Source organism: Mesobaculum littorinae (assembly GCF_004011175.1).
GTDB lineage: Bacteria > Pseudomonadota > Alphaproteobacteria > Rhodobacterales > Rhodobacteraceae > Tranquillimonas > Tranquillimonas littorinae.
Map to the genome: position 1 here is coordinate 93,940 of NZ_RQXX01000005.1, position 12,440 is coordinate 106,379.

At 67.1% G+C, this 12,440-nt stretch carries 13 protein-coding genes and 2 tRNA genes; 7 read left to right on the forward strand and 8 right to left on the reverse strand.

Annotated features, from left to right (window positions below; genetic code table 11):
• Positions 1–18 precede the first annotated feature (18 nt).
• Positions 19–94: transfer RNA gene (locus EKE94_RS14530), tRNA-Val, on the reverse strand.
• A 163-nt stretch (positions 95–257) separates the two neighbouring features.
• Between EKE94_RS14530 and EKE94_RS14535 the strand changes: the two genes are divergently transcribed.
• The 4 genes from EKE94_RS14535 to EKE94_RS14550 all read left to right on the forward strand — a co-directional run bounded on the left by EKE94_RS14535 (position 258) and on the right by EKE94_RS14550 (position 1,597).
• Positions 258–331 (forward strand) — tRNA-Gly (locus EKE94_RS14535).
• 83 nt (positions 332–414) lie between these two features.
• The gene (locus tag EKE94_RS14540) at positions 415–633 is read left to right on the forward strand and encodes a hypothetical protein (protein WP_127907357.1); all 219 of its coding nucleotides are present in this window, start codon (positions 415–417) and stop codon (positions 631–633) included.
• A 9-nt stretch (positions 634–642) separates the two neighbouring features.
• The gene (locus EKE94_RS14545) at positions 643–960 is read left to right on the forward strand and encodes a YbjQ family protein (RefSeq protein ID WP_127907358.1); all 318 of its coding nucleotides are present in this window, start codon (positions 643–645) and stop codon (positions 958–960) included.
• 4 nt (positions 961–964) lie between these two features.
• Positions 965–1,597 (forward strand): DUF1638 domain-containing protein, encoded by a 633-nt coding sequence (locus EKE94_RS14550; protein ID WP_235856046.1) that lies wholly within the window; start codon positions 965–967, stop codon positions 1,595–1,597.
• 59 nt (positions 1,598–1,656) lie between these two features.
• Here the strand turns inward: EKE94_RS14550 and EKE94_RS14555 are convergent, their stop codons facing one another.
• The gene (locus EKE94_RS14555; protein WP_127907360.1) at positions 1,657–2,082 is read right to left on the reverse strand and encodes a SufE family protein; all 426 of its coding nucleotides are present in this window, start codon (positions 2,080–2,082) and stop codon (positions 1,657–1,659) included.
• 352 nt (positions 2,083–2,434) lie between these two features.
• Between EKE94_RS14555 and EKE94_RS14560 the strand changes: the two genes are divergently transcribed.
• Positions 2,435–2,893: a hypothetical protein gene (locus tag EKE94_RS14560; RefSeq protein ID WP_235856047.1), complete on the forward strand. Its 459-nt coding sequence runs from the start codon at positions 2,435–2,437 to the stop codon at positions 2,891–2,893.
• Positions 2,894–3,003: 110 nt separating this feature from the next.
• Here EKE94_RS14560 and EKE94_RS14565 read toward each other — a convergent pair whose 3' ends face one another.
• Positions 3,004–3,669 (reverse strand): hypothetical protein, encoded by a 666-nt coding sequence (locus EKE94_RS14565; protein ID WP_127907361.1) that lies wholly within the window; start codon positions 3,667–3,669, stop codon positions 3,004–3,006.
• A 133-nt stretch (positions 3,670–3,802) separates the two neighbouring features.
• Here EKE94_RS14565 and EKE94_RS14570 point away from each other — a divergent pair, with 133 nt between their 5' ends.
• Together EKE94_RS14570 and EKE94_RS14575 are read left to right on the forward strand one after the other, a co-directional pair.
• A complete protein-coding gene (locus tag EKE94_RS14570; RefSeq protein WP_127907362.1) occupies positions 3,803–5,410 on the forward strand; it encodes a peptide chain release factor 3 in 1,608 nt (535 codons plus the stop codon).
• A 178-nt stretch (positions 5,411–5,588) separates the two neighbouring features.
• The gene (locus tag EKE94_RS14575) at positions 5,589–7,175 is read left to right on the forward strand and encodes a DEAD/DEAH box helicase (RefSeq protein WP_127907363.1); all 1,587 of its coding nucleotides are present in this window, start codon (positions 5,589–5,591) and stop codon (positions 7,173–7,175) included.
• A gap of 117 nt (positions 7,176–7,292) precedes the next feature.
• Here the strand turns inward: EKE94_RS14575 and EKE94_RS14580 are convergent, their stop codons facing one another.
• The 5 genes from EKE94_RS14580 to nuoN all read right to left on the reverse strand — a co-directional run bounded on the left by EKE94_RS14580 (position 7,293) and on the right by nuoN (position 12,432).
• Positions 7,293–7,718, reverse strand: coding sequence for an OsmC family protein (locus tag EKE94_RS14580; RefSeq protein ID WP_127907364.1), 426 nt, complete (start codon positions 7,716–7,718; stop codon positions 7,293–7,295).
• An 86-nt stretch (positions 7,719–7,804) separates the two neighbouring features.
• Positions 7,805–9,472, reverse strand: coding sequence for a ribonuclease J (locus EKE94_RS14585; RefSeq protein WP_127907365.1), 1,668 nt, complete (start codon positions 9,470–9,472; stop codon positions 7,805–7,807).
• Complete coding sequence (locus EKE94_RS14590) at positions 9,469–10,242, reverse strand: type III pantothenate kinase (RefSeq protein WP_127907366.1); 774 nt, start codon at positions 10,240–10,242, stop codon at positions 9,469–9,471. The genes EKE94_RS14585 and EKE94_RS14590 overlap by 4 nt, the downstream gene beginning before the upstream one ends.
• 14 nt (positions 10,243–10,256) lie before the next feature.
• Positions 10,257–11,006, reverse strand: a complete 750-nt coding sequence (locus tag EKE94_RS14595; RefSeq protein WP_127907367.1) for a biotin--[acetyl-CoA-carboxylase] ligase — start codon at positions 11,004–11,006, stop codon at positions 10,257–10,259.
• Positions 10,996–12,432, reverse strand: coding sequence for an NADH-quinone oxidoreductase subunit NuoN (gene nuoN, locus EKE94_RS14600; protein ID WP_127907450.1), 1,437 nt, complete (start codon positions 12,430–12,432; stop codon positions 10,996–10,998). Before nuoN ends, EKE94_RS14595 begins: the two co-directional genes overlap by 11 nt.
• Positions 12,433–12,440 lie beyond the last annotated feature (8 nt).

Sequence of the window (12,440 nt, forward strand, 5' to 3'; positions counted from 1 at the left end):
TCCGAACCGGTTGGATCATGGTGGGCGATGACGGGCTCGAACCGCCGACATTCTCGGTGTAAACGAGACGCTCTACCAACTGAGCTAATCGCCCCCGCCTGTCCCATAGCCGCCCCGGTGCCCCGATGGCAAGACCGGGGGCGCCCTGCCCGAACGGCAGGCGGCGCGGGCGTCTATCCCGGTCTCCGGCCCCCGGAGCGGCCACGCGCCCCGGAACGCTTGACCGCGGCGCGGCAGAAGAGTACCCAGCCCCTCGCGCGGGTATGATGTAATGGTAGCCTGTCAGCTTCCCAAGCTGAACGCGCGGGTTCGATTCCCGCTACCCGCTCCAATCCGACATGATCGCCCCTTCCCACCGCGGGTCCGCGCCTCCATATTTCCCGTGCAAGGGATAATCGGAGAAGGACGGCTGGCATGCCATTGGACAGGTTCGTGCTGATCCTCGTGATCGCGATCGCGGCCGCAGGTGCCACGATCTGGCTTGGCGCCGTCGTCTCGGCCTCCTTCGTCGCCACGCCCGTCGCGGCGCTGGCCCTGATTCCGGCTTTGCTGATCCTCTACCTGCTATGGCGTGTCCTTTCGGACCGTCTGCGCAATTCGGAGGATGATCACTACGACCGGATCGACCGGTAGGGGCCCCGCATGATCCTGGTGACCACCGAGACCATTCCGAACCGCGACATAGCCGAGGCGCTTGGCCTCGTGCGTGGATCGACAGTGCGGGCCAAGCATGTGGGCAGCGATATCGTCGCCAGCCTGCGCAACCTCGTCGGTGGCGAGGTGCGGGAATACGCCCAGCTTCTGACTGCCGCCCGCGAACAGGCGCTCGACCGCATGGCCGAGGATGCGCGGCGGCTGGGTGCCGATGCCGTTGTCGGCGTGCGGCTGGAAACCTCGACCATCACACAGGCGGCGTCCGAGGTTCTGGCTTACGGCACCGCCGTCCGGCTGGAGCGGTAGCGGCGTGGACGATGCCGATCTTCTGCGCAACGGGCTGGCCGCGCCGGACCGGCCGGGCCGGGTGCTGTTCCTGGCCTGCGGAGCCCTGGCGCGCGAGATCCTCGCGCTGATCGAGCTGAACGGCTGGGATCACGCAGATCTGGCCTGCCTGCCCGCGATCCTGCACAATCACCCCGACCGCATCGCCCCCGCGGTTGCAGACGCAGTGCAACGGCACCGCGAGCACTATGCGCGGATCTTCGTCGTATATGCCGATTGCGGGACGGGCGGCGCGCTGGCGCGGGTCTGCGAGGGGATGGGGGTCGAGATGCTGGCAGGCCCGCATTGCTACAGCTTCTTTTCGGGCGACGCCGCCTTTGCCGCCCGCGCGGAAGAAGAGTTCACCGCCTTCTACCTGACCGATTTTCTGGTCCGCCAGTTCGACGCCTTCGTGATCCGCCCCCTCGGGCTGGATCGGCACCCCGAGCTGCGGGACGCCTATTTCGGGCATTACGAAAAGCTGGTGCATCTGGCGCAGGCCGAGGATGCGACGCTCGACGCCCGCGCCCGCGATGCCGCCGCGCGGCTTGGGCTGGCGCATGAGCGGCGGTTCACCGGGTACGGAGACTTGGCGCCTGCCTTGGCCCGGCAGGTCTGACACGCGCCCGGCCGGATTATTGGGCGATACCGAAGCAGCGGCGGCGAAAGGCCCCGGTCTCAGGCCGCGGTGCGGGCGGCGACATCGCGGATGCGGGCGATCATCGCGCGCACCCCGTTCGACCTTTGCGACGACAGGTGCTCGTCCAGGCCCAGGCGGGCCAGTTCCGCCTGCGCGTCGATCGCCCCGACCTCGCCCACCGGCACGCCGGAATAAAGCGCCTTGAGCACTGCGATCAGCCCCTTGACGATCATCGCGTCACTGTCGCCCTGGAACCCGAAGCGGGCGGAGGGACCCTCGCCCTCGATCTCGGGCAGGATCCAGACCTGGCTGGCGCAGCCGTCGACCTTGGTCGCGGGCACCTGGAACGCGGGGTCGAGCCCGGGCATGTCGCGGCCCAGCTCGATCACGTAGCGATAGCGGTCCTCCCAGTCGTCGAGGAACTCGAAGGTGTCGGCAATCTCTTCAAAGGCTTCGGTGGCCATGGCAGCGCGCTCCCGCATCGGGGTCCGGGATCTTGGATCCGTGTCTGGCCCCTGACCTAGGCGGAGCGGTCTCGCAGGGCAAGGCCCGCCACCGGTTGCACACATGTGGCTGGAGCTTGAGGCACGGCCCACCGGTCGAACGCGCTCAGGCGCCTAACCCGGGCAAGGGAGAGGGCAGAGGCAAAGCCGAGCAGCGGCAGGGATCGCGTTGCCTGCCCCGGACGACTGCAATGGCCCCCACCCACCGGGCGACCGCGGCAGAGCGCCCTCGTCCCCTGCGCAGGCTTTTCAAGCCGCGCGGATTCGGCTAACCCCATGGCGCGATCCAGGGGTGGAAAAGAAGGAACGGCGCATGCGTAACGTGATCCTGGCGGCAAGCATCGCGGGCCTCTTGATCGGCTGCGGTCGCGTGGCCGAGTCGCGCCTCAACCCCTTTACGTGGTTCGGCGGCAGCAGCACGGCCAGCGCGGTCCCCGCCAGCACGGCGGCGCCCGAGGCCGATCCGCGCCCCGTGATGGACCAGATTTCGTCGCTTACGATCGACCGCACCCCCGGTGGGGCCATCCTGCGCGCCACCGGCGTGCCGCCGACACAAGGGTACTGGGAAGGCGCGCTGATCCCTGTCGAGACGGCGGAACCGGGCGTGCTGTCCTACACCTTCCGCGCCGCGCCGCCGCCCGAACCGACGCGGGTGTCGACGCAGGCCTCGCGCGAGGTCGTGGTCGGGCTGTTCCTCAGCAACCAGACGCTGGCCGGTGTCAGCGAGATCAACGTCGCCGCCGCGCGCAACGGCCTCGCCGTCCGGCGCTGAGGCGCCACGCGTGGGGGGCGCAACGGATCGCCCTCCGCACATCACAGGTGCCGCGTGATCCCGATGCCCGGTGGCCGTCGTGGCGCCCGGACAGGGCCGGGCCACCGCCCTCACCGTCTGCCGCCGAACTCTCCGATCACGGCGAGATCGCCGAAGCGGGACCCGGCCGTGCCTTCGAGCGCACCGCCCGCGTACCCCGCCCCGGTCCCGTAGAACGCCCCGCCGGCATCAAGATCAAAGTCCAGCGCGCCCACCCGATCGGTCAGCGTGCCCTCCACATCGGCGACGAAGACCGGGCCGGCGGCCGGATCTGCCCCGGCGATGACCTCGCCGTTGCGGATCTCAAGATCGCCAGCCACCGGCACATCGTCGCTGCGGCGGAAATTTTCCATCCGGCCGCGCACGTCCCCGGCGCCGAAATCAACCACCAGCTGCATGTCCGCGTTCAACCGGCCCTCGGCCTCGACCGGGCCAGACAGCTGCATTTCGGCGAACCCCGCGTAGACCCCCTGCCCGCCCGAGGGCAGGTCCGACGGCGCCAGGGCGACACCCCCTGTGTCCCGTTGCAGGTCAGCGCGCAGCGCGGCGATCCGGTCCGCCCGCGCATCATAGCTGAGATCGGGGTCGAACACGTCGCCACCGCCATCGTCACCATCGCCGCCAGTCCCGCCATCGCCCGGACCGTCCGGGCCGGGCGGCGTGTCAGTCTGACCGCCGCCACCACCACAGGCCGCAAGGGACACGAGCAGGCCGAAGAGCAGAAGCAATCGTCGCATGGGGATGCCTTTCCGGGTCATGGCGTCGGCCCCGAGGATTGCCTGCTGTGGTTAAGCAAGGATTAACGGCACCCCGGCCCCACCGCGCGCTCAGCCAATTGCGCGGGGCCGGGCGCACCGCTATATGCCGTGCATGCTAGACCGTCTTTCCAACGCCCCCGAACTTCCGCCCGAAATCGCGCGGCGTCGCACCTTTGCGATCATCTCGCACCCCGATGCGGGCAAGACCACGCTGACCGAGAAGTTCCTGCTGTTCGGCGGCGCGATCCAGATGGCCGGACAGGTCCGCGCCAAGGGCGAGGCGCGGCGCACGCGCTCGGACTTCATGGCGATGGAAAAGGACCGCGGCATCTCGGTCTCGGCATCGGCCATGTCCTTCGATTACCGCAACTTCCGGTACAACCTGGTCGACACGCCCGGCCACTCGGATTTTTCCGAGGATACGTATCGCACGCTGACCGCGGTCGATGCCGCGATCATGGTGATCGACGGGGCCAAGGGCGTGGAAAGCCAGACCCGCAAGCTGTTCGAGGTCTGCCGCCTGCGCGACCTGCCGATCCTGACCTTCTGCAACAAGATGGACCGCGAAAGCCGGGACACTTTCGACATCGTCGACGAGATCCAGGAAAACCTGGCCATCGACGTCACCCCCGCCTCCTGGCCCATCGGCCGCGGGCGTGAATTCGTGGGCTGCTACGACATGCTGCACGACCGGCTCGAGCTGATGGACCGGTCCGACCGCAACCGCGTTGCCGAATCGATCAAGATCGCCGGGCTCGACGACCCCAAGCTGGCCGAGCACGTGCCGGCCAACCTTCTGGAGCAGCTGCGCGAAGAGCTTGAGATGGCGCGCGAATTGTTGCCACCCTTCGACCGGCAGGCGTTCCTGGACGGGACGCTGACGCCGATCTGGTTCGGCTCGGCGATCAACTCCTTCGGGGTGAAGGAACTGATGGACGGCATCGGCGAATTCGGTCCCGAACCGCAGGTGCAGTCGGCCCAGCCGCGGCAGATCTCGCCGGACGAAAAGAAGGTGTCGGGCTTCGTGTTCAAGGTGCAGGCCAACATGGACCCCAAGCACCGCGACCGCGTGGCCTTCGTGCGCCTGGCCTCGGGCCATTTCGAACGCGGGATGAAGCTGACGCACGTGCGGTCGAAGAAGCCGATGGCGATCTCGAACCCCGTGCTGTTCCTGGCCGCCGACCGCGAACTGGCGGAAGAGGCCTGGGCCGGCGACATCATCGGCATCCCGAACCACGGCCAGCTGCGCATCGGCGACACGCTGACCGAAGGCGAGGCGCTTCGCGTCACCGGCATCCCCTCATTCGCGCCGGAACTGCTGCAGAACTGCCGTGCGGGCGACCCGATGAAGGCCAAGCACCTCGACAAGGCGCTGATGCAATTCGCCGAAGAGGGTGCGGCCAAGGTGTTCAAGCCGATGCTCGGCTCGGGCTTCATCGTGGGTGTCGTTGGGCAGCTGCAGTTCGAGGTTCTGGCCAGCCGGATCGAGATGGAATACGGCCTGCCCGTTCGGTTCGAACCGTCGCAGTTCACCTCGGCCCGCTGGGTGTCGGGCCCGAAGGACAAGGTCGACCGCTTCGTGCAGGCCAACAAGGGTCACATCGCGCAGGACAACGACGGCGACGTCGTGTTCCTGACCCGCCTGCAATGGGACATCGACCGGATCGAACGCGACCACCCCGAGCTGACGCTGACCGCGACCAAGGAAATGATGGTCTGACACCCCCTCCGGACCGGCGCGCACTGACCCCATGGTCGAGTCGCGTTGACCGAAGGGCCGGTTTGCAGTAGTCAAGCCGCGCACGGGCCGCCAAACACTGGCGGATGCGGCCATCCGGGCCGCGCCCCGAACAGACGCACGGGCCGATGGTGAGGTCCGTAAAACGAACGGACATCACATGACCCAATTCAGCGACCTCAATCTCGACCCCAAGGTGCTCAAGGCGATCGACGAGGCGGGCTATACCACGCCCACCCCGATCCAGTCCGGCGCCATTCCCGCCGCCCTGCGTGGGCAGGACGTGCTGGGCATCGCCCAGACCGGCACCGGCAAGACCGCCAGCTTCACGCTGCCGATGATCACCCTTCTAGGCAAGGGCCGGGCCCGGGCGCGGATGCCGCGCAGCCTGGTCCTGGCGCCGACGCGGGAACTGGCGGCACAGGTGGCCGAGAACTTTGACACCTATGCCAAGTATACCAAGCTGACCAAGGCGCTGCTGATCGGCGGCGTCAGCTTCAAGGAGCAGGATCAGCTGATCGACAAGGGCGTCGACGTCCTGATCGCGACGCCGGGCCGGCTGCTCGACCACTTCGAGCGCGGCAAGCTTCTGCTGACCGGCGTGCAGGTCATGGTCGTGGACGAAGCCGACCGGATGCTCGACATGGGGTTCATTCCCGACATCGAACGCATCTTTTCGCTGACGCCCTTCACCCGGCAGACGCTATTCTTCTCGGCCACCATGGCGCCCGAGATCGAGCGCATCACCAACACCTTCCTGTCCGCGCCCGAACGGGTCGAGGTCGCGCGCCAGGCCACCGCCTCGGAGACGATCGAGCAGAAGGTGGTGATGTTCCGCGGGTCGCGCCGTGACCGCGCCGCATCCGAGAAACGCGCCTTGCTGCGCCGGATGATCGACGACGAAGGCGACAAATGCTCGAACGCGATCATCTTCTGCAACCGCAAGTCCGACGTCGACATCGTCGCGAAAAGCCTGTCGAAATACGGCTACGACGCCGCGCCGATCCACGGCGACCTCGAACAGTCGCAGCGGACGCGGACGCTTGAGGGCTTCCGCGAGGGGCGGCTGCGGTTCCTCGTCGCCTCCGACGTCGCGGCGCGCGGGCTGGACGTGCCGGCGGTCAGCCATGTGTTCAACTTCGACGTGCCCTCCCATGCCGAGGATTACGTGCACCGGATCGGTCGCACCGGCCGGGCAGGACGTGATGGCAAGGCGATGATGATCTGCGCGCCGTCGGACGAAAAGAACCTCGAAGATATCGAGCGGCTGATCGACAAGCCGGTGCCGCGGATGGAGAACCCGCTGGGCGCCGCCGCCCCTGCCCCGACCGCCGAGGAAGCGCCCGCAGATACCGCTGCTGAGGCGAAGCCCGCCCGCCGCAGCCGGTCGCGCCGCAAGTCCGAAAAGCCCGCGGCGGCACAGGCCGAGGGCCAGGCGACCGAGACGCCCGCCGCCGAAAAACCTGCTGCCGAAAAACCTGCCACCGACAAACCTGCCAAGGATGCGCCTGTCGAGGACGCGGCAGCCGCGGACACGCCGGCAGAAACTGCCCCGACCGCGCCCGAAAAACCGGCCCGCGCCGAAACGGCCACGGCCAAGCCCGAGGGCAAATCCGAAGGCGGCGGACGTGGCAAAAGCTCGAACCGGTCGCGCCGCGGCAAGGATCGGGACGACGCCGTCGTCGGCCTGGGCGATCACCTGCCCCAGTTCATCGCCATGAGCTTTGACGAACGCCGCACCGGCTAAACCGCGCGCGCGCTTCGCAACACAAAAAAAGGCGGGCCCGGGGGCCCGCCTTTTTCATGTCTGCGATGTCCCTGTCACGGGACCGCCCGTCGTGGACAGACGGCCCGGGGACAGGCCTCAGGCGACCTTGAGGTCCATCGTGATCTCGGCGGTAAGAAGCTTGGACACCGGGCAGTTGGCCTTGGCGCCTTCGGCCGCTTCGCGCACCTGTTCTTCGGTCGCGCCGGGCACGCTGGCGGTCACGTCCAGGTGCACCTTGGTGATCGCGAAGCCTTCGCCCTGCTGTTCAAGCGACACGGTCGCGGTCGTCTCGATGTTGTCCGGCGTCAGGTCGCTTTGCCCCAGCACCATCGAAAAGGCCATCGAGAAACAGCTCGCATGGGCCGCGCCGATCAGCTCTTCGGGGTTGGTGCCGCGCTCACCCTCGAACCGGGTGTTGAACCCATAGGGCTGATCGCTCAGCACGCCGGTTTCGGTCGAGACGTGCCCTTTGCCTTCCTTGAGGCTGCCCGTCCACTTCGCGGATCCGTTCTTCTTGATCATGTTCTCTCTCCTTCATCGGAAATCGTTACTCGCCCCGCGACCTAGCGGTCCGCGGGGCGGCGTCACCCCCTGAAGGCGAGATTTCCCTACGACAGGCGAGAGACCACGACCGTGACCTCGGGCTTGCGCCCGATCTCGTCGTTGGCGCCGGTGCGGGCGATCCGTTTCAGCCCGTCCTCGAGCTTTGCATCGTCCAGCAACGTCTTGTCGTCCGCGCGGCCCAGGAACTGGGTCAGATCGGCCTCGAGCACCTCGGCCAGCGCGGTGCCCGACCGGCCGGTTTCCGGCAGGCCCATCAGCTCGACCCAGGGTTCGCCCAGGGGCGTGTCGTCTTCGTCCATGATCAGCGTCACGATGACGTGGCCGTTCAGCGCCATGCGGATCCGGTCGCGGACGATCCCGTCCAGCGCGCCGATCTGCACCGACCCGTCAAGGTAGGTGCGGCCCGTATCGACGTATTCGACGATCTCGGGCTGGTTGCCCGACAGCGACCAGCAGGTGCCGTTGGGGGCCAGGAGTCCCTTGCGGTCCGCAGCCTGAGCCAGCTTAACGTGTTCGCGCAGGTGGCGGTGTTCGCCGTGCATGGGAATCACCAGCTGCGGCTGGGTGATCTGGTGCATCGCCTCGAGGTCGGGGCGGTTGGCGTGGCCCGACACGTGATAAAGCCCGCCCGTGTCGTCGACGACATCGACGCCCATCTCGGAAAACGCGTTCATGATCCGGGCGACTTCGCGTTCATTGCCCGGGATCGTCTTGGACGAGAACAGGAAGGTGTCGCCCTCCTGCATCTTGAGGCCAAGGTACTTGCCCCGGGCCAGCTGGGCCGAGGCCGCGCGGCGTTCGCCCTGGCTGCCGGTGACGATCAGCATCAGGTTCTCGCGCGGGATGTCGCGGGCATCCTCGGGCGTCACGGTGCCGGGAAAATCGGACAGGATGCCGGTTTCCAGCGCCGCCTCGACCATCCGGCGCATGGCGCGCCCCAGAAGACAGACAGACCGGCCCGCGCGGGTCGCGGCCTCGGCCAGCGTCTTCACCCGCGCGATGTTGCTGGCGAAGGTCGTCGCCACCACCATGCCGGGCTGCGCGGCGACCAGACGCTCGATCTCGGGTCCCACGGTGCTCTCCGACCGTCCGGCATGGTGGCTGAAGACGTTGGTCGAATCGCAGACCAGCGCATGCACGCCGTCGCGCGCGACCTCGGACCAGAGCGCGCGGTCGAACGCCTCGCCCACCACCGGGCTTTCGTCGATCTTGAAATCACCGGTATGGATCACCCGGCCCGCCGGGCTGTCGATGACCAGGGCCGAGCTTTCGGGGATCGAGTGCGAGATCGGCAGAAAGCCCACGGTGAAGGGCCCCACCGTCTGGGTTGCGGGCCAGGCGTTGGCGACCTTCAGGATTTCGGTCGAATGGCCGTGCTCGGTCAGTTTCCGCGCGGCGATGTTGGCGGTGAAGGCCCGCGCATAAACAGGCGCGCGCAGGCGGTCCCAGAGGTGGCCCAGGGCGCCCACGTGGTCTTCGTGCGCATGGGTGATGAAGATGGCATCCAGGCGGTCGGCCCGCTCGGCCAGCCACGCGATGTCGGGGAATATCAGGTCGACGCCGGGCGTCGTGTCCATGTCCGGAAACGTGACGCCGATATCGACGAGGATATAGCGTTCGGCACCGGGTGCACCGTAGCCGTAGACATAGGCGTTCATGCCGATCTCGCCGGCGCCGCCAAGGGGAAGATAGATCAGCCGTTCGGGCGTCATGGAGCGTCCTTGTTATGGGCGTGGATGACCGTAAGGCCATGGATCGTCAGGTCGTCCTCGATCCGGTCAAAGAGCACATCGCCCTGTGCGAAGAGAGGCGCAAGCCCCCCAGTCCCGATAATCGTCATCTTGCGGTCGTATTCGGCGCGAATCCGGTCACAGATCCCGCGGACCAGGCCGACATACCCCCAGAAAACACCCGATTGCATGCAGGCGACGGTGTTGGTTCCGATCACCGCCTGCGGCTTGGTCACATCCACGTGCGGAAGGGCCGCGGCCGACTGGTGCAGCGCCTCGAGGCTGAGGTTGACGCCCGGCGCGATGACGCCGCCGACATAGGCCCCGTCCTCGGCCACGACGTCGAAGGTCGTCGCCGTGCCGAAATCGACCACCACCAGATCGCCGCCGTGCCTGTCATAGGCGCCTGCCGTGTTGACCAGCCGGTCGGGCCCGACCTGCGTGCCGGCATCCACACGCGGCGCCACGGGAAGCGCGCAGTCGGGCTTGCCCACAACCAGCGGGCGGCAGTTGAAATAGCGGTCGGCCAGAACACGCAGGTTGAATACCACGCGCGGGACGGTGGACGAGATGATGACCTCGTCGATTTCGACGTCGATCTTGCGAAACGTCATCAGCGACGTCAGCCAGACGAAATACTGGTCCGCCGTGCGCTGCCACTCGGTCGAGGTGCGCCAGACGGCCAGGAACCGGGTGCCGTCCCAGATCGAGAATACGGTGTTGGTGTTGCCGCAATCGATGGCAAGAAGCATGCGCGCGCTCCGGGCTAGAAGTAGATCTCGGCTGCGGGGATCAGCTTCGGCCCGTCTTCGGTTTCAAGCACCAGCTGACCGGCATCGTCGATCGTTTCGAACCGGCCGATGACCTCGCCCTGCGAGGTGCGCGCCGTGATGATCTCGCCCAGCCGAGCTGCGTGGCGCAGCCAGCTTTCACGGATCGGCTCGAACCCCAGTTGGGTCAGGATATCCTCCTGCGTGGCATAGAACCCCGCGAGGCGGACCAGAAGCTGCTCGGGGTCGATCCGGATATCCGTCTGCTCGGCCACCGACACGGGCGGAAAGGCGGCATCGCGGATCTCGGTCGGCGCGGCCGTCAGGTTGACGCCGATGCCGATGGCCAGCCAGTCGACCTGCCCGCCCTTCCCCGCGCTTTCCAGAAGGATGCCGGCGACCTTGCCCTGATCCAGCAGCACGTCGTTGGGCCATTTCAGCGACAGCCGGGTGCGGTCGACATACAACGCCAGCGCCTCGAACAGCGCGACGCCCGCCATGAACCCGCGCAGGGCCGCCCAGCCGGGCACCCCGCCCGGGCGCATCACCAGCGTCGCGGCGAAGTTGCCCGGCGGCATGGACCAGCGGTTGCCCCGGCGGCCACGCGGCGCGGCCTGTTCATGCGCGAGGATCCAGGTCGGATAATCGAGCTCGGGCGCCATCCGCGCCGCCTCGGCATTGGTGCTGTCGACGCTGTCGAGAACGACGCGACCGTAGCGTTCAGGCCAGGGCGGTTCAGTTGACAAGGGTCGCCGCCGCGGCGGCTGCGGCCCCTTCGATCCCGAAGAGATTGACGACGCCCAGCACCATGATCGCGGCCGACGCCATCAGGAACGTCCACAAAAGGGGCGATTGCGCCGTATCGAGCGTTTCGCCCTCTTCGCCGAAATACATGTAGAACACGATCCGCAGGTAGTAATAGGCCGCGATGACCGAGGCGATGACGCCCAGGATCGCCAGCCAGCCGAGACCCGACTGCACGGCCGCGGACAGCACGTAGAACTTCCCGAAGAAGCCGACGAGCGGCGGCACGCCGGCCATGGAGAACATCAGCACCAGCATCGCCAGCGCCCGCAGCGGTTCCCGGCGTGAGTACATGTTGAGCGACCGGATATCGACCACCGGCTTGCCGTCCCGCTCCATCGTCAGGATGAAGGCGAAGGTGCCAATGTTCATCACGACGTAGATCGCCATGTAGACCAGCATAGCCTGAACGCCGAACGCCGTGCCCGAGGCGAGCCCCATCAGGGCAAAGCCCATGTGGTTGATCGAGGAATAGGCCATCAGCCGCTTGATGTTGGTCTGCCCAATCGCCGCCACAGCGCCGAGGAACATGGACGCGACCGAGATCAGCGCGATGATCTGTTGCCAGTCGCCGACCACACCGCCGAAAGCGTCATGGACGACGCGGGCGAAAAGCGCCATCGCCGCAACCTTGGGCGCGGTGGCGAAGAAGGCGGTGACCGGCGTGGGCGAGCCTTCGTAGACGTCAGGCGTCCACATGTGGAAGGGCGCGGCAGAGACCTTGAACGCCAGACCCGAGGCAATGAAGACCAGGCCGAAAATCAGGCCCAGCGGGGCGTCGTTGCCGACAGCGACGATGATGCCCGAGAACAGCGTCGTGCCCGAAAAGCCGTAGGTCAGCGATGCGCCGTACAGGAGCAGACCCGAGGACAGCGCGCCGAGCACGAAGTACTTCAGCCCCGCCTCGGTCGACTTGACGCTGTCGCGACGCAGCGAGGCCACGACGTAAAGCGCGAGCGACTGAAGTTCGAGCCCCATGTACAGCGTCATCAGGTCGCCGGCCGAGACCATGACCAGCATGCCCACGACACCCAGCGATACCAGCACGGGATATTCGAACCGCAGCAGATCGCGGCGGGCCATGTACCCCTCGCTCATCACTAGGACCGAGGCCGCCGAGAGCAGGATCGTCACCTTGGCGAAGCGCGCGAAGGCGTCGGAGATGAACAGACCATCGAATGCCGGGCGGGTGCCGCCGGGCGCCAGCCCGATCCAGCCTGCGAGGATCACGAACACCGCCGCCGTCAGCCAGACGAGCGTCGGCGCCAGCTTGTCCTTGCCGGTATAGACGCCGACCAGAAGCGCCAGCATCGCGTAGACGGCGAGGCTGATCTCCGGCAGCAGGATCGAAAAATCGGCAGAGGTCATCATGTGGC